Below are 15,962 nucleotides of genomic sequence, written 5' to 3'. Positions count from 1 at the left end.
CCCACCTGACCGTCGGGCCCACGTCAGAAGCGGACCAGCACCGCGGCGGCGACCAGACCCAGCGCCAGGGAGACCTCGACCGCCGCGCCGATGACGTCGCCCGTCACCCCGCCCAGACGGCGCACCGCCCGGTGGGTGACCGACCACGCGCCAAGGATCGCGACGAGCGCTCCGAGGACGGCGGCATACCAGGCCAGGTGGGTCAGCCACGCGGCGACCGCGCCGACGCAGAGCAGGGCCGCGACCGCCCCGACGAGGGAGGACAGCGGCACCGAACCGGCCACGGCGTGCCCCAGGCCCTCCGGTCGGGCGGCCGGCCAGCGGCAGCACGCGACCGCAGGGGCGAGCCGGCTGGCCACGAGCGCGGTCCCGGCGAGGAGGGCTCCCTGCCGGGTCGACAGCAGCGTGGCGAGACAGGTGACGTCCAGTAGGAGCACGAGGACGATCGCGGTGACGCCCGAGGGGCCGATGTCGCCGCGCCGCATCACCGTCAGGGACCGCTGCGGGTCGTAGCCGGCCGACAGGCCGTCGGCGGTGTCGGCCAGACCGTCGAGGTGCATGGCCCGGGACAGCAGGACCGGGCCGGCCGCGGCGAGCGCCGCCGCGACGACCAGCGGAAGCCAGTCCCGGCCGGTCAGGACGGCCAGCCCGGCCCACCACACGAGAGCCGGCGCCGTGGTGGCTGGAGCGAGGAGCATCGCCCGACCGGCTACGGTCCGGTCGACCCGGCCGGGCGGGGCCACCGGCAGGGCGAGGAAGGTACCGACCGCGAGGCGCCACGCGTCAGGCACGGAGCGTCCTGCGCACCGGCCGGTCCGGGACGAGCGGTGCACTGCTGAGGTCGATCACCCGGCCGGCCACCACCAGGTGCACCACCCGGGCCCGAGCACTCACCGCCGCGTTGAGGCGGCCCAGCTCGTCCTGGAAGAACCGCCCCGAGGCGGACGGTGGGACCACCCCCCAGCCCACCTCGTTCGTCACGAGGACGACGGGCACCGTGGCGTGCTCCAGCGCGGTCAGCAGCTCCGTCCCGGCCCTCGTGACCGTCCGCCTCGCGGCCGACAGGTCCTCCCAGCCGCACGCGTCGACCAGACCGGTGAGCCACGTGCCGAGGCAGTCCACCAGCAGGGGCAGGCGCGCCCGCCGGACCGCCGTCGCGACGTCGAGCGACTCGACCGTGGCCCAGCCCGGCGGACGGCGGCGTCGGTGCTGCTCGACCCGGGCCGCCCAGTCGGGGTCCCCGGTGGGCGACGGGCCCGTGGCCAGGTAGGTGACCTGCCGGTGGGCGGCGAGCAGGTCCTCGGCGTGGCGGCTCTTGCCGCTGCGGACCGGGCCGGTGACCAGGGTGACCGTCACGGGAGATCCTGACCGGGCGAGCGGTCGGGTGCCGCCGGGATGAACCGGGCCGGCACGCCGAAGCCGGCGCGCCGCGCGGCGCGGCGGAAGACCCGCAGCAGGGCGGGACCGGCGACGACCACGAGCACGGCGTTCAGGACGCCGCGCGGCAGGTCCCAGCCGAGGGAGGTGGCCAGGTAGAAGACCGCGTAGTGCTGCAGGTTCTCGACCAGCGGCGCGCCGGGGTCGAAGCCCATCGCGCTCGGCACGCCGGCACCGAGGAAGGGCCAGAACCAGAGGTTCATGACCAGCCCGTACAGCAGGCCGGTCAGCAGCGCATAACCGGCCAGCAGCCACCGCTCGGGGCGTGTGCCCGGGCGGACCGGCAGCAGCGCGGCACCCAGCCCGACCCCGCCGGCGCACAGCATCTGGTAGGGCAGCCACGGCCCGACCCCACCGGTCAGCAGGGCCCCGGTGAGCAGGGCGAGGGCCCCGGAGACGAAGCCCACCCCGGGCCCGAGGACCCGGCCGGCGACGATGACCACGAAGAAGAGCGGCTCCAGGCCGGCGGTGCCCGCGCTGAGCACCCGCATCCCCCCGCCCGCTGCGGCTGCGACACCCAGGACGGCGATGGTCTTCGGATCCAGCCGCCCGGAGCTCACCTCGGCGAGGCAGACGAGGCAGAGCAGGCCGAGCAGGGCCGCGAACAGCCACGGGGTGTCGTTGCCGTGGGCGCGCACGAACGCGGCCGGGGCCAGGAACGGCCAGGTGAACCCGGCCAGCCCCACCACGCCGGCCAGCGTGATCGTCGCGACGCTGGGCCACCGCAGTGCGATCACCGTCCGGCTGCCCGTGCGTGCGGGGCCCGGCGCGGTCGCCGGGACCGGTCTCATGCCGACCGGCCGAGCGCGGCGGCGACGTCGTCGACGGTGAGCCAGGTCTGCGGGTGCAGCACCTTGGTCACCTGCGGGGCGAAGGCCGGGGAGGCGGCCAGGACCTGGCGCACCGGACCGTCGGTGACGACCTCGCCGTCGGCGAGGATCACGACCCGGTCCGCGGTCTCGGCGACCATCTCGACGTCGTGGGTGGCGAGCACGACCGTGGTGCCCGCCTCGGCCAACCGCCCCAGCACGGCTGCCAGCCGGTGCTTGGCGCCGTAGTCGAGGCCCCGGGTGGGCTCGTCGAGCAGGAGCACCTCGGGCGCGCCGGCGAGGATGACCGCCAGGGCGAGCTCGAGGCGCTGGCCTTCGGACAGGTCGCGAGGATGACGGGTCGGGTCCATCGCCCCGGCGATCGACTCGAGCAGGTCGGCGGTGGTGCCGGGTGGCACCCCGAAGTCGCGGTCGGCGCTCGTGCACTCGTCGGCCACATGGTCCGTGTAGAGCAGCAGCTCCGGCTGCTGGGGGACGAGCCCGACGACGTGGACGCGGTCGCGAGGCTTCAGGGTGTGCGGGTCGACCTGTCCGCCCCCCAGCCGGATCCGCCCGCCCGCGACGGGCAGCTGGGCGCTCAGCGCACCCAGGAGGGTGGACTTGCCCGCGCCGTTGCGTCCCATCAGGGCGGTGACCGAGCCCTGCCCGACGACCAGGTCGACACCGTCGAGGACGACCCGACCGCCTCGCACGACCCGTGCCCCCGAGAGCGTCACGGCCGGGTCCGGGCTGGTCGCGCGTGGTGCGGGTGGCTCGATGCCGGCGAGGCGGCCGCGCAGCTCGCCCACCCGGCGACGAGCGTCCCGGATCGACAGTGGCGGCGGGTCCCACCGGGCGAGCCGGGCGAGCGCCACGACGGGCGGATGGATCGGCGAGGTCCGCATCGCCTCCGCAGGGTCCAGCAGCGGGCTGGTACGTCCCCGGTCGAGCAGGACCACCCGGTCGGCGTGGTGGATGACCCGCTCGAGACGGTGCTCCGCGAGCACGACGGTCGTGCCCAGGTCGTGCACGATCCGGTCCAGGGACGCGAGCACCTCCTCGGCGGCGACCGGGTCGAGCGCCGAGGTCGGCTCGTCGAGCACGAGGATGCGCGGGCCCGCGGCGAAGACGGCCGCGATGGCCACGCGCTGCTGCTGGCCGCCGGAGAGGTTCTCGAGCGCACGAGCCCGGAGCGGGGTCAGTCCGAACAGGTCGAGGGTCTCCTCGACCCGTCGCCGGATGGTGGCCGGGGGCAGGCCCATCGTTTCCATCCCGTAGACGACCTCGTCCTCGACGACGTCGGTGACGAAGGTCGAGGCGGGGTTCTGCTCGACCAGCCCGACGACGGTGGCGAGGTCGCGCGGCCGGTGCTCACGGGTGTCGAGCCCGTCGACGACGACCGAGCCGGACAGCAGCCCTCCGGTGAAATGGGGGACGAGCCCGTTGACGCACCGCAGCAGGGTTGACTTGCCGCTGCCGGTGGGGCCGACGACGAGGACGAGCTCGCCCTCCGGGACCTGGAGGGACACGTCGTCGAGGGCGTCGGTGGACGACTCCGGGTAGCGGACCGTGACCCCGGCGAAGCGGATCATGCGTCCACCTGGGGTCGGGGCCGGGGGGTGAAGAAGCCCGGGGACGCGGCGACGACGAGGGCGAGGACCGCCGCGAGCGGCAGCGGCGGCAGGGTCGCCGACGACGGCGCGACGATCCCCTCCCACCCCTGCACACTGCCGACGACCAGGGCCGCGGCGGGGACGGCGCCGGCGCCCACCGTCGCGGTCTCAGGCCACTGCCACGGGTCGCGCCGGTGGCCGGTCCGCTCCTCTCTGGACGCACCGACCACCAGGCTCACCCCGGCCAGCAGGGCGCCGAACAGCAGCAGTGGCAGGCCGAGCGGGCCGCCGACCGACGCGTCGAGCAGGCCGTACAGCCCGGCCAGCACGCCGACCAGGCCGGCCAGGGCCAGCCCCGTGGCGAGGCGCCGGGAGGCCGGTGACGAACGCACGGCGCGCCCGTACCCCCGCGACTCCATCGAGGCGGCCAGCCCGAGCGAGCGTTCGAAGGCCGTCTCCAGGACCGGCACGGCCAGTCGGGCCACCTCACGCACGCCGTGCCCGCCGTGCCCGCGCAGCGTCCGGGCGCTGCGCACCGCCCGCGCGTCGGTGAGCAGCCGCGGTGCGAAGGTCAGGCCGACGACGACGGCCGTGCCGACGTCGTACAGCGTCGCCGGCAGGTGGCGCAACAGCCGGCGGGGGCTGGCCAGGGCGTTCGCGGCGCCGACGCAGGCCAGGATCGCGGCCAGTCGCAACGAGTCGTAGATCGCGAAGAGGAGCGGCTCGAGCGCGACCGGGCCACCGAGCCGTACCCCGGCTGCCCAGTCCGGCAGCGGCACCTGCGGGAGGGTGAACAGGACGGTGTCGCCGTAGACGCCGTTGCCCAGCACGATCGTCACCAGCACGCGCAGCACGACGATGACCGCGCCGATCACGAGGAAGGCCCGCATGGGGTTCGGCGCCGCGGGGTCCCCGCGCTGCGTGACGACCAGGACGCACACCCCGATCACGAGCAGCAGCAGCGCCGGGTTCGTGGTGCGCGAGGCGGCCGTCGCCAGGCCGAGCCCCCACAGCCACCAGGCCGTGGGGTGCAGGAGCCGCTCCCGCCTCGGCATCGGCTCAGCGCCGGCGCGCGGCGCCCGCCCGGGAGCGCCGCACCAGGTAGACGAGGAGCGCGGCCACCAGCAGCGCCACGACGGCGTATGCCGCCCACGTCCCGACCGAGGCAGGCTGGTCCGCCGCCGTGGCCGGGTCCGCGGACGCGGCCGGCGCGGCGGACGTGGGAGCGGCGGTCGGGACCGCGATGGTCACCGGCGTGTCGGCCGCCTTGGCCGCCGCGCTGACGGTGCCGACCTCGCCCCCACAGCCGGTCGCGGGGTAGCCGTCGACCCCGCAGACCAGGCCCTTCTCGACCCGCAGCTCCCCGACCGTGCGCAGCACGTCGAGACTGCTCGCGTCGGTGCCCACGACCGCGCACGACCCGGCGGGGGCCGGCGGCGTGGCCCCGTCCTCGGCGTCGGCCGGGCGGCCGTAGTCGACCACCAGGCCGACGCGCTTCTTGCCGCTCTCGGCGGCCGTCTGCCCGCAGAGCTGCTCGAAGGTCAGGACCGCCCGGGGGTAGCGGGCCCCGTTCGTGTCGCTCACGGCGAAGCGCCAGCCCTCGACCGCGCCCTCCTTCGGGACGGCCTGGTCGGGGCCCTTCTGGGCGAACGCCCAGGCCCCGTCGGTGAGCTGGTAGAAGCCCCAGAACCGGTAGGCCGCGGCCTGGGCGGGGGCGATCGACAGCAGGCCGGCGCCGGCGGCGAGCAGCATGACGAGCACGGCTCGCAGCAGGCGACGATGGGCGATGGGCATGGGTCTCCTCCTCACGGTCGGAGACCGAGGAAGGGCGTCCCGCCTCTGCAGCTCCGGTCCGCATTCCACGACAGACGGATGGTGGTCGGTCCGGACGGCGCGGGTTTTCCGACTGGTCGAGGGTTCGCCGGGCGCACGCTCGAGATCACGGTTGCGGGTCAGTGCCGGAGTCGCACCGGCTTGCCCCTGCCCCATCCAGGTACCACGAACCGTCGCACGCCCGCGGCCCGCCAGTCAAACAGGCCGTGGTCGTAGGGTGGCGCCAACGGTACGTCCGGCAAGCCGCGTCCGTAGCGGCCGGCCGCGCACGTGCGCCGTACGTACGGATCGAGAGGAGGAGGGGTGCCGGGCCTGCGGGCCCCTGCGCCCCGACGACCGATGGACGCGGACTGGACCTGGACCTGTCATGACGCGGAAGGCAACCGCGTGATCGTGGACGCGCTGCCCGAGACGCCCTTCCCGACCCAGAGCGATGCCGAGAGCTGGCTCGGAGAGACGTGGCGGGACCTCTCGGGCAGCGGCGTCGAGACCGTGACGCTGCACCGGGGTGACGCGGTCGTCTACGGCCCGATGAGCCTGCGGGCGTCCCGGTGAGCGCCGGCCCGTCGACGCGGACGTCGGCAGAGCCCCTTTCCACTGGGCTGGCCGGACGGCTCGAGGCCGGCCTCGTCGCCGCGCAGCGCGCTTGGCGGGCGCCCGGGGTCAGCGCCGGAGTGGTGCGCGACGGGCAGCTGGCCTGGTCCGGCCACGTCGGCTCCGCCCGGCTCGGCGTCCCGCCGCAGCCGGCCGACGACGACACCCAGTTCCTGATCGGGTCGGTCACCAAGACCTTCACCGCGCTGGCCGTGCTGTCCCTGCGCGACGAGGAGCGGCTCACCCTCGACGACCCGCTGGGCACCTTCCTGCCCCACACGCGCCACGCCCGGGTGCCGATCCGGCAGATGCTCGCGCACGCCTCCGGCCTGCAGCGCGAGCCGGTCGGCCGGATCTGGGAGAGCCTCGAGGCACCCGGGCGAGAGGCCTTCCTCGCCGGGGTCGAGCAGGCCGAGCAGGTGCTGCCGGCACATCACGCGTTCCACTACTCGAACCTCGCCTACGGGCTGCTCGGGCAGATCGTCGAGCTGGTGACCGGGCAGGCCTGGGAGGACGCCGTGCGCGAGCGGGTCCTGGAACCCCTCGGCATGACGCACACCGGGCTGACCCCCACCGCCGAGCGGGCCCTGGGCTACCAGGTCGACCCGTACGCCGGCACCGCCACCGAGGAGCCGGTGTTCACCCTCAACGCGACCGCGCCGCTCGGTGGGCTGTGGTCGACGGTGGGCGACATGGCCCGCTACGCGGCCTATGTCGCGCGACCCGACGGGCGGGTCGTGCGACCCGAGACCGTCGAGGAGATGTGCCGGCCGATCATCCTGACCGACCCGGAGGGCTGGACCGGCGGCTACGGCCTCGGCTTCGGGATGGGGCGCCGGGGCGACCGCGTCTACGTCGGGCACGGCGGGGCGATGCCGGGCTACCTGACCGGGCTGCGGGTCCGGCGCAAGGACGGCGTGGGCGCGATCGTGTTCGCCAACTGCACCTCCGGGGCCGAGCCGCTCGCCCTCGCGACCGACCTGGTCGACCTCGTCCTCGACACCGAGCCGAGCCTGCCCGAGCCGTGGCGGCCGGAGGGTCCGCGCCCCGACCTCGACCCGTTGCTCGGGCTCTGGTGGTCGGAGGGGTCCCCGATCACCTTCTTCGTGCGTGACGGCGAGCTCTGGTCGCGCCTGACCGAGAGCGACGCCCTCTCCGAGACGCGGTATGCCGCCGAGGGCCCGGACCGGTTCCGGGCGGTCGAGGGTCGCGAGCGCGGCGAGATGCTGGAGGTCGTGCGCGCCGACGACGGCGCGGTCGACCGGCTCTACTTCGCGACCTATGCCGTCACCCGGGCGCCGCTCGCGTTCGCGGACCTGCAGCGGTGAGCCGGGGGCCGGGCCGCGCGCCGCGCCCGACCGGTCGGGTGCGGCGCTGCCGGTCGGCGCCCGGCCGGCGCGGGAGGGTCAGGACCGGCGCTTGCCCCGTGGGATCTGCGGCTTCGGCATGCGCGTGCGCCGCATCTGGAAGGCGCGCATGATCGCGTACATCGCGTCACCCCGCTCGGCGCCGCCGTACTTCTGGTTGATCTGCTTCTTGGTGCGCAGCCACATCAGGACGGCGTCCAGGACCGCGATGACGATCAGCCCGTAGACGAGGACGAACACCGCGAGCATGGCCCACGAGGTCCGGACGAAGCTGAGCAGCAGCACGAGGAGCATCACGGGGAGCATGAACTCGCCGAGGTTCCACCGGGCGTCTACCGTGTCGCGGATGAACCGGCGGCGCGGGCCCTTGTCGCGCGCCGGGAGGTAGCGCTCGTCGCCGGTCAGCATGCCCTGGCGCTGCTTGGCCATGGCCTCACGGCGGGCGGCCTTGTCGTGGGAGCGGGCCGCCTTGCGGTCGGTGACGATCAGCGGACGCTTGTTCGCGGCCTCCTGGTCGCGCCGCTTGGGCGTGGGCCGGTTCTTGGCGCCGGGCCGCTCCGGGTGGGCCTCCGCCTCCTCGGCGAGGTTCTCGTTGAGCGTCTTCTTGTTGCGTCCGAACACGGGACAACTGTAGGTGAGCGGGTCCCGAGCGCCCCAATCCTGACCCGAGGGACATCCCGGCCGAGATCTTCGTGGGGTCGGCTCAGCGCAGCGGCACGAAGCGGTACGGGCCGTGCTCGGACGTCCGTACCCGGTCTCCGTGCCGTTCGACGAGGGTCATCCAGCCCGCGACCGGGACGACCAGCCGCCCCCCGTCGGCGAGCTGGTCGACCAGCTCCCGGGGGAGGGTGCGGGCCCCGGCGGACACGAGGATCCGGTCCCACGGCTGCTCGTCCGGCGCGCCGAGGACCCCGGGCTCCGCCTGCCGGATCGTCGCGTCGACGTGGGACCGCTCGAGGTTGGCCCGCCCCCAGCGGACGAGGTCGGGTTCGATCTCGAGGCCGACCACCGTCCCGGCCGGGCCGGCAAGGTGGGCGAGCAGTGCGGTGGTCCAGCCCGAGCCCGACCCGACGTCGAGCACCCGCTGCCCCGGGCGGACGTCGAGCAGGACCAGCATCGCCCGCACGGTGCTCGGCTGGGAGCAGGTCTGGCCGTGGCCGATTCGGATCGGGACGTCGCCGGGCGCCCGGTCGCGGTCCACCGCGCGCAGGAACCGGGCCCGTGGCGTCGCCCCGAAGGCGGCGGCGACGCGGTGCTCGTCCGGCATACGCCGATCCAAGCACCGTCCGGCACGGCTAGGGTCGAAGGCGTGACTGCCGACACCATCACCCCTGACCAGGTACAGGCGATCCGGGAGCGCGTGGCCGGGCTCATGCCGCAGGTCCGTGCCGACCTGGAGTCGCTCGTGCGCATCCCGAGCGTGTCCGCAACCTCGTTCGACCAGGCCCAGGTGGCCCGCAGCGCCGAGGCCGTGGCGGCCCTGCTGCGGGCCGAGGGCCTCGACGTCGAGATCGTCGTCGAGGGCGGCCGGCCGGCCGTGCTGGGTCGCATCGCGGGACCGCCGGGGGCGCCGACGGTGACGCTCTACGCGCACCACGACGTCCAGCCGCCCGGCGACGATGCCGACTGGGACAGCCCGCCGTTCGAGCCCACCGAGCGTGACGGCCGGCTCTACGGACGGGGCGCCGCGGACGACAAGGCGGGCGTCATGGCCCACCTGGCAGCCCTGCGGGCCCACTCGGGCAACCTGCCGGTCGGCGTCACGGTCTTCGTCGAGGGGGAGGAGGAGTACGGCTCCGCCTCCCTGCCGGCCATCCTGGACCGGCACGGCGACAAGCTCGCGGCCGAGGCGATCGTGATCGCCGACTCCGGCAACTGGGCAGTCGGCGTGCCCGCCCTGACGACGGCCCTGCGAGGTGGCGTCCGGGCGATCGTCCGGGTCCGGACCCTCGACCACGCGGTGCACTCGGGCATGTACGGCGGGGTGGCCCCCGACGCGGTGACCGCACTCGTGAAGCTGCTGGCCACGCTGCACGACGATCAGGGCAACGTCGCCGTCACCGGCCTCGACGAGGGCGTCGCGCCCGATCTCGACTACGACGAGGCCCGCTTCCGCGAGGAGTCCGGACTGCTCGACGGCGTCGCCCTGATCGGGTCCGGCTCGATCCTGACCCGCCTGTGGCACAAGCCGTCGATCACCACGATCGGCATGGACGTCACTTCGGTCGAGCAGGCCTCGAACACGCTCGCCGCTAGGGCCGCGGCCAAGATCTCCATGCGGATCGCGCCCACGCAGGACCCGCAGGCGGCGTTCGCGGCGCTCAAGGACCATCTCGAGAGCCACGCCCCCTGGGGGGCCCGCGTCGAGGTGACGCTCGAGGAGAGTGGGTCCGGCTTCGCCGCCGATGCCGACGGGCCGATCTACGACGAGGTGCGGGCCGCGTTCGCGGACGCCTGGGGCACCCCGCCGGTCGACACCGGCATCGGCGGCTCGATCCCGTTCATCTCCGACTTCGTGGCTCGGTTCCCCGACGCCGCGATCCTCGTCACCGGGGTCGAGGACCCCGACACCCGAGCCCACGGGGCGAACGAGTCGCTGCACCTGGGCGAGTTCGAGCGGGTCTGCGTCGCCGAGGCGATCCTGCTTGCCAGGCTGGGCGCCCGTCACGGCTGACGAGCCCGGATGCACGTCCTCATCGTCACCGACCGCTTCGCGGACCTGCCCAGTCCGCGGGTGGCCGCCACGGTCGCGGGAAGCTGGCACCGGGCGGCACCCCACGACGTGCTCGCCTGCCTGCCCGTCTCCGACGGGGGGCCCGGCTTCGTCGGGGCCCTGGCCGCGGTCCTGGCCGGCCGGCTCGAGGCCGTCGTGGCCACCGACCCGCTCGGGCGGGAGGTCCCGGCCTCGATCCTGCTCGTCCCCGGTGGGGCGGCCGGCCCCACCGCCTACCTCGAGGCCGCCCAGGCGGCCGGGCGGCACCTGCTCGCCGGGGTCGAGCGGGACCCGACCCGGACGACCTCTGCGGGCGTCGGCCGGCTCCTGCTCGCGGCCCTCGACCTGGGGGCCCGCCGGGTCGTCGTGGGGGTCGGAGGCCTCGGCACCAACGACGCCGGGGCCGGCCTGCTCGCGGCGTTGGGCGTCGGGAGCCCGGACACGCTCGCCCGTGGCGGTGCCGCGCTGGCGAGCCTCCGTCCCGAGCAGGTCGAGGGGCTCGACGTGGCGCGGGACCGGTTCCGCGACGTCGACCTGGTCCTCGCCGCCGACGTGGCCTCCCCGTTGCTCGGCCTGAAGGGCACCAGCGCCGTCTTCGCGGGGCGGATGGGCGCCACGCCGGACCAGGCGCAGGGGCTGGAGGCCGCCCTCGGGCACTTCGCCGGCCTGGTCGCCCGCAGGTACCCGCCCCGCACCGACCTGCTCTCCGGAGAGGCGATCCGTCCGGAACGCGCCCTCGGGGCGGGCGCGGGGGGCGGCGTGGGCTACGCGCTGCACCTGCTCGGCGGGCGGTACGTCGCCGGGGTCGAGGCGGCGCTCGATGCCGTGGGGTTCGACCGGTTCGGCGCCGCCTCGGACCTCGTCGTGACCGGCTGCGGGGTGTTCGACTGGGAGTCCCTGCAGGGCAGCGTCCCGCTGGCCGTGTCGCGGCGATCCCAGCGGCTCGGCGTCCCGACCGTACTGCTCGCGGGAGAGAGCGTGGTGTCCCGGCGGGAGTCGATGGACGCCGGGTTGAGCGGGGTCTACACCCTGACGGACCCGACGGCCGGCGCGCCGGCGCAGACGGAGGACCGGCTGGTTCGGCTCGCGGCCCGGGTGGCTCGCACCTGGTCGCCGTCGCGGCCCTGAGGGGCCCGTCCCCCGCCGTGAGCAGGCTCTCCCCTCGGGCAGGTTCGCACCACCGCGCCGGAGACGTATTCTGGTGAGGCCGGGAACGACAGCGCGCGGGTGCTCCACGACGGCCCGCGCCCCACGACGCGAAGGACACACGCAAGATGAGTGTTGAGACGAACGCTTCCGCCACCGAGGCCCAGACCGAGGCTCCGGCCCACGGGGTCGCCCTCACGGACGTGGCCACCGCCAAGATCAGGAGCCTGCTCGAACAGGAGGGGCGCGACGACCTACGGTTGCGCATCGGCGTCCAGCCCGGCGGTTGCTCCGGACTGATCTACCAGCTCTACTTCGACGAGCGTTCCCTCGACGGCGACCTCGTGCGCGACTTCGACGGGGTCGGCGTCGTCGTCGACCGGATGAGCGCGCCCTACCTCGACGGCGCCACGATCGACTTCGCCGACACGATCGAGAAGCAGGGCTTCACCATCGACAACCCCAACGCCGGCAGCAGCTGCGCCTGCGGCGACTCCTTCAGCTGAGCCCGACCTGCTGCAGGCGTCACGTCGAAGGGCCCGGCCGAGATCTCGGCCGGGCCCTTGCGTGTGCCCGAGCTCGTGCCACGGGTATCGGGCACCTGCCCCGCGGCCCGCGGGCGGCCTCACGCGGCGGCGGCTGAGCGTCATACCTCCGTATGCCGCCCAGCCGCCCTCGTGACGGCACCTCGGGCCGGTTGGACGATCCGGCGCCGCACCCGGCCTCGCGTGATCAGGGATCCTGGCGCGGCCAGGCCGCCACCAGGGGAGTGTCGGACGGCACCACGCCATAGGGAGCGGCGCCGCCGGGTGAGCCGACCGCCTCGTCCTGGCCCGGCAGGACGTCCTCGAAGAAGGCGGCGTTGTCGGCCAGGAAGGGCTGCAGCTCGCCGGGCAGGTCGTCCTCGTAGTAGATGGCCTCCACCGGGCAGACCGGCTCACACGCGCCGCAGTCGACGCACTCGTCCGGGTGGATGTAGAGGGACCGGTTGCCCTCGTAGATGCAGTCGACGGGGCACTCCTCGACACAGGCGCGGTCCTTGACGTCGATGCACGGGCTGCCGATCACGTAGGTCATGCGTGGCTCACCTTCGTTCTTCCCATTGTTGCGTCCTTCCCCTGTTGCCGGAATGGCTGTTGTGACAAACTTGTTGTCAAAATTAAGGATACGGCCAGGACGGCGACAGGAGAAGCCCATGCCCAGCAACGAGACCCAGGTTCACCCGGACGGACGGACGCGACAGGCTGCGCCGCAAGCGGGAGTGTCCCGGATCATCGCCTACGGTGACTTCACCTGTCCATGGAGCTACCTGACGTGGCGTCGCACGGAGGTGCTGCGCGCGGCGGGCGTCGAGATCGACTGGCGCAGCATCGAGCACGACCCTTGGCACGTCCTGCGGCCGTCCGACGTGACCGACCGGTTCGCGGCGCTGCGCGCCGAGCTGCCCCGGGTAGAGCAGCACCTGCTGCCGGGCGAGGTGCTGCCGCGGACCCTCGCCGGGTTCGTCCCGTTCACCGCCGCGGCGACGTCAGCCTACGCCGAGGCCTACGTCGCCGGTGTGGCCGCGCCCGTCCGGCGGCTGCTCTTCGAGGCCTTCTGGCGCCACGGCGTCGACCTGAACAATGCCAAGGCGGTACGGACGCTGCTGGTCGACGAGATCCGCCGGGGCAGCTCGACGACCGAGCTGCTGAGCACGTGGGGCTACGCCGTCGACGTCACCGGTGGACCGATCACCCAGGCCGGCTGGCAGACCATCCGCGACTGGCGGGCTGCTTGGCGCCGCACCGCAGAGCACGACCCCTCGGTCGCCGGCGTCGTACCGGTCGTCGTCGTGGACGACGAGGAGCCGGTGCACGGCGTCGCGGCCGTCGAGCGCATCGGTCGGGTTGTCTCGGAGGCGGGTCTCGACCCGCGTGGTGCAGACGCAGGCCTCGACCCGGCCGAAGTCGGCGCGGCCTGACACCTCGCCGTGGGACCATTGCGGCGATGACGACCACACCCGTCCAGCCGGTGGGGGACCGGGCGCACGGCCTGGGCCCCACGCGGGCCAGGGTGCTCGGCACGCTGCAGGACCTGCGGGCGCCGTCCACCGCAGCCGAGGTGGCCGAGCGGCTCGGCATCCACCTCAACACGGCCAGGTTCCATCTCGACGGGCTCGTCACCCGCGGTCTGGCCGAGCGCGCACCTGCCGAGCGACGTCGCCCCGGCCGTCCCCAGGTCCGTTATGCGGTAACCCGCGCGGCGCCACCGGCGGCGCACCGCAGCTACCGGCTGCTGGCCGAGATCCTGAGCCGGCACCTGGCACGGCACGCGGACGACCCCGGCGCCGAGGGCCTGGCGGCGGGGCGTGACTACGGGCGCTTCCTGGTCAGCGGCCCGGACAGCTCGGAAGGCGACCAACCTCCGTCCGGTCCGTACGACGAACGAGACGCCGTCAGCACCGTCATCGAGACGCTCGACCGCCTGGGTTTCGACTCCCGCCGCGTCGACGACGGCGCGCAGCCGCCGGACGCGACCGTCGAGGTGAACACGACCGTCGAGGTGACCAACTGTCCGTTCCTCGAGGTCGCCGAGGGTCACCTCGAGGTGGTCTGCGCGGTACACCGCGGGCTGATGGAGGGCATGCTCGACGAGCTCGGGGCTCGGGTGGGGGTCGCGCGGCTCGACCCGCTCGTCGCCCCGAGCCGGTGCGTCGCTCGTTTCGCCGCCCGACCCCGACGGCCGGCGGGCCCGACCGTGGATCGGGTGCCGCGCTAGGTTGCAGTCGTGCAGAAGATCGCCATCACCGGGTCCATCGCGACCGACCACCTCATGAGGTTCGACGGCCTCTTCGCCGACTCGCTCGTCGTCGGGCAGCTGGACAGGATCTCGCTCTCCTTCCTCACCGAGGACCTGCAGGTCCGTCGGGGCGGGGTGGCGGCCAACATCGCGTTCGGCATGGCCAACCTCGGCCAGCGCCCGATCCTGGTCGGCTCGGTGGGCGAGGACTTCACCGACTACCGTTCCTGGCTCGAGCGTCACGGCGTCGACTGTGCCTCCGTGCACTACTCGCAGTCACAGCACACGGCCCGCTTCGTGTGCACGACCGACCGCGACATGGCCCAGATCGCGACATTCTACGCAGGGGCCATGGCCGAGGCACGTGACATCGAGCTCGGACCGGTCGCGCAGCGCGTCGGCGGCCTCGACCTCGTGGTCGTCGCCCCGAACGACCCGATCGCCATGCTGCGCCACTCCGACGAGTGCCGTACCCGGGGGATCCCGTTCGCCGCCGACCCGTCGCAGCAGCTCGCGTTCATGGACGGCGAGTCGATCCGCCGCCTGATCGACGGTGCCGAGTACCTGTTCACCAACGAGTACGAGTCGCACCTGGCCTGCCAGAAGACCGGCTGGAGCCCGGAGGAGCTGGCCGACCGGGTCCGGGTGCAGGTCAAGACCCGGGGCAAGGATGGAGTCATCGTCCGGGTCCGGGGCGAGGAGCCGGTCGAGGTGGGCGCGGCCCACGAGGTGCGTCGAGCCGACCCGACCGGGGTGGGGGACGCCTTCCGTGCGGGCTACCTCACCGGGCTCGCCTGCGCCCTGCCGACGCGGCGGTGCGCCGAGCTCGGTTCCATGCTGGCGACCTACGTGATCGAGACCGTCGGCACCCAGGAGTACTCGCTGCGGCTGCCCGAGTTCCTGCAGCGCCTGGCCGACAGCTACGGGGCGGCGGCCGCCGAGGAGATCGGTCCGCACCTGACCGCCTCGCTGCCCTGACGGCGACCTGTGCCGCAGCCGCCCCGACCCTCGCACTGGGACTTCGACCTCGACCGGGTGCCGCCCGGGGAGGACCTCGTCGGGGTCGGGGCCGACCTCGAGGTCGCCACGCTCTACCAGGCCTACCGTGAAGGGGTCTTCCCGATGGGTGTCGGGGAGCACGGGGGCCCGCCGATGGGATGGTGGTCGCCCGACCCTCGCGGTGTGCTGCGGATGGGGGAGCTGCGCATGTCCCGTTCGCTGCGCAAGGTGCTGCCGCGGTTCGAGGTCCGGGTGGACACCTGCTTCCCGGAGGTGGTCCGGGCGTGTGCGGACCCGAGCCGACCCGGTCGCTGGATCACTCCGGCCGTGACCCGGGCCTACGTCCGGCTCCACGAGGCCGGCTGGGCCCACTCCGTCGAGTCGTGGCAGGACGGTCGCCTCGTCGGGGGCCTGTACGGTGTCGCGATCGGCGGGCTGTTCGCCGGCGAGTCGATGTTCCACCACGTGCGCGACGCGTCCAAGGCGGCCCTGGTCCACCTGTACGCCCTGCTGGCGGCCGACGACCGCGGCGACCGGCTCATCGACGTCCAGTGGCGCACGCCGCACCTGGCCTCGCTCGGGGTGACCGAGGTGTCGCGCCAGCGCTACCGGGAGCTGCTGGCCCGCTCGCTGGAGGTCCCCCTGCCGGCGCCCTGGCGCTGAGCACCGCGTG

The 15,962-nt window shown here is 74.2% G+C and carries 18 protein-coding genes and 1 riboswitch; of the genes, 9 read left to right on the top strand and 9 right to left on the bottom strand.

From position 1 onward, the window contains the following. Positions 1-23 precede the first annotated feature (23 nt). The 6 genes from WMI84_RS00720 to WMI84_RS00695 are packed head-to-tail and all read right to left on the bottom strand — an operon-like array spanning position 24 to position 5,653. Positions 24-791, bottom strand: a complete 768-nt coding sequence (locus WMI84_RS00720) for an adenosylcobinamide-GDP ribazoletransferase (protein WP_347350069.1) — start codon at positions 789-791, stop codon at positions 24-26. Further along, complete coding sequence (locus WMI84_RS00715; RefSeq protein WP_347350068.1) at positions 784-1,356, bottom strand: bifunctional adenosylcobinamide kinase/adenosylcobinamide-phosphate guanylyltransferase; 573 nt, start codon at positions 1,354-1,356, stop codon at positions 784-786. The genes WMI84_RS00720 and WMI84_RS00715 overlap by 8 nt, the downstream gene beginning before the upstream one ends. After that, positions 1,353-2,174, bottom strand: coding sequence for an ECF transporter S component (locus tag WMI84_RS00710; protein ID WP_347350067.1), 822 nt, complete (start codon positions 2,172-2,174; stop codon positions 1,353-1,355). Before WMI84_RS00710 ends, WMI84_RS00715 begins: the two co-directional genes overlap by 4 nt. 50 nt (positions 2,175-2,224) lie before the next feature. Continuing rightward, a complete protein-coding gene (locus WMI84_RS00705; protein WP_347350066.1) occupies positions 2,225-3,838 on the bottom strand; it encodes an ATP-binding cassette domain-containing protein in 1,614 nt (537 codons plus the stop codon). Further along, entirely contained in the window at positions 3,835-4,914 is a 1,080-nt protein-coding gene (locus tag WMI84_RS00700) for an energy-coupling factor transporter transmembrane component T (RefSeq protein ID WP_347350065.1), read from the bottom strand. Before WMI84_RS00700 ends, WMI84_RS00705 begins: the two co-directional genes overlap by 4 nt. Before the next feature lie 4 nt (positions 4,915-4,918). Next, on the bottom strand, positions 4,919-5,653 hold the full coding sequence (locus WMI84_RS00695; RefSeq protein WP_347350064.1) for an SCO2322 family protein: 735 nt from the start codon (positions 5,651-5,653) through the stop codon (positions 4,919-4,921). An 80-nt stretch (positions 5,654-5,733) separates the two neighbouring features. Beyond that, positions 5,734-5,875, bottom strand: a riboswitch (cobalamin riboswitch). A 204-nt stretch (positions 5,876-6,079) separates the two neighbouring features. Between WMI84_RS00695 and WMI84_RS00690 the strand changes: the two genes are divergently transcribed. Continuing rightward, entirely contained in the window at positions 6,080-6,247 is a 168-nt protein-coding gene (locus WMI84_RS00690; RefSeq protein WP_347350063.1) for a hypothetical protein, read from the top strand. Beyond that, positions 6,244-7,614 carry a serine hydrolase domain-containing protein gene (locus tag WMI84_RS00685; protein ID WP_347350062.1) on the top strand — a complete coding sequence of 457 codons (1,371 nt, stop codon included), beginning with the start codon at positions 6,244-6,246 and terminating at the stop codon, positions 7,612-7,614. The genes WMI84_RS00690 and WMI84_RS00685 overlap by 4 nt, the downstream gene beginning before the upstream one ends. Positions 7,615-7,692: 78 nt before the next feature. On the opposite strand, the gene WMI84_RS00680 is transcribed toward WMI84_RS00685, so the two are convergent. Both WMI84_RS00680 and WMI84_RS00675 read right to left on the bottom strand, forming a co-directional pair. Next, the gene (locus tag WMI84_RS00680) at positions 7,693-8,274 is read right to left on the bottom strand and encodes a DUF3043 domain-containing protein (protein ID WP_347350061.1); all 582 of its coding nucleotides are present in this window, start codon (positions 8,272-8,274) and stop codon (positions 7,693-7,695) included. Positions 8,275-8,356: 82 nt separating this feature from the next. Further along, a complete protein-coding gene (locus tag WMI84_RS00675; RefSeq protein ID WP_347350060.1) occupies positions 8,357-8,920 on the bottom strand; it encodes a protein-L-isoaspartate O-methyltransferase in 564 nt (187 codons plus the stop codon). A gap of 42 nt (positions 8,921-8,962) precedes the next feature. On the opposite strand from WMI84_RS00675, the gene WMI84_RS00670 reads away from it, so the two are divergent. The 3 genes from WMI84_RS00670 to WMI84_RS00660 all read left to right on the top strand — a co-directional run bounded on the left by WMI84_RS00670 (position 8,963) and on the right by WMI84_RS00660 (position 12,018). Next, complete coding sequence (locus tag WMI84_RS00670; RefSeq protein WP_347350059.1) at positions 8,963-10,327, top strand: dipeptidase; 1,365 nt, start codon at positions 8,963-8,965, stop codon at positions 10,325-10,327. A 9-nt stretch (positions 10,328-10,336) separates the two neighbouring features. Beyond that, on the top strand, positions 10,337-11,494 hold the full coding sequence (locus WMI84_RS00665) for a glycerate kinase (RefSeq protein ID WP_347350058.1): 1,158 nt from the start codon (positions 10,337-10,339) through the stop codon (positions 11,492-11,494). A 146-nt stretch (positions 11,495-11,640) separates the two neighbouring features. Then, entirely contained in the window at positions 11,641-12,018 is a 378-nt protein-coding gene (locus WMI84_RS00660) for an iron-sulfur cluster assembly accessory protein (protein WP_347350057.1), read from the top strand. Between the two features lie 226 nt (positions 12,019-12,244). On the opposite strand, the gene fdxA is transcribed toward WMI84_RS00660, so the two are convergent. Then, positions 12,245-12,589: a ferredoxin gene (fdxA, locus tag WMI84_RS00655; protein ID WP_347350056.1), complete on the bottom strand. Its 345-nt coding sequence runs from the start codon at positions 12,587-12,589 to the stop codon at positions 12,245-12,247. A gap of 118 nt (positions 12,590-12,707) precedes the next feature. On the opposite strand from fdxA, the gene WMI84_RS00650 reads away from it, so the two are divergent. Genes WMI84_RS00650 through aat form a run of 4 tightly spaced genes read left to right on the top strand, consistent with a single transcriptional unit; the run spans position 12,708 to position 15,952 of the window. Continuing rightward, positions 12,708-13,472 carry a DsbA family protein gene (locus tag WMI84_RS00650; protein ID WP_347350055.1) on the top strand — a complete coding sequence of 255 codons (765 nt, stop codon included), beginning with the start codon at positions 12,708-12,710 and terminating at the stop codon, positions 13,470-13,472. Positions 13,473-13,498: 26 nt separating this feature from the next. Beyond that, positions 13,499-14,269: a helix-turn-helix domain-containing protein gene (locus WMI84_RS00645; RefSeq protein WP_347350054.1), complete on the top strand. Its 771-nt coding sequence runs from the start codon at positions 13,499-13,501 to the stop codon at positions 14,267-14,269. Positions 14,270-14,323: 54 nt separating this feature from the next. Then, positions 14,324-15,268: a carbohydrate kinase family protein gene (locus WMI84_RS00640; protein WP_347350085.1), complete on the top strand. Its 945-nt coding sequence runs from the start codon at positions 14,324-14,326 to the stop codon at positions 15,266-15,268. A 9-nt stretch (positions 15,269-15,277) separates the two neighbouring features. Continuing rightward, a complete protein-coding gene (gene aat, locus WMI84_RS00635) occupies positions 15,278-15,952 on the top strand; it encodes a leucyl/phenylalanyl-tRNA--protein transferase (RefSeq protein WP_347350053.1) in 675 nt (224 codons plus the stop codon). Positions 15,953-15,962 lie beyond the last annotated feature (10 nt).

Origin of the sequence: Intrasporangium sp. (assembly GCF_039812505.1) — a bacterium.
Taxonomy (GTDB): Bacteria; Actinomycetota; Actinomycetes; order Actinomycetales; family Dermatophilaceae; genus Intrasporangium_A.
Note: the sequence above shows the minus strand (reverse complement) of the source record. Positions and strands in the feature narration are given on the sequence as shown.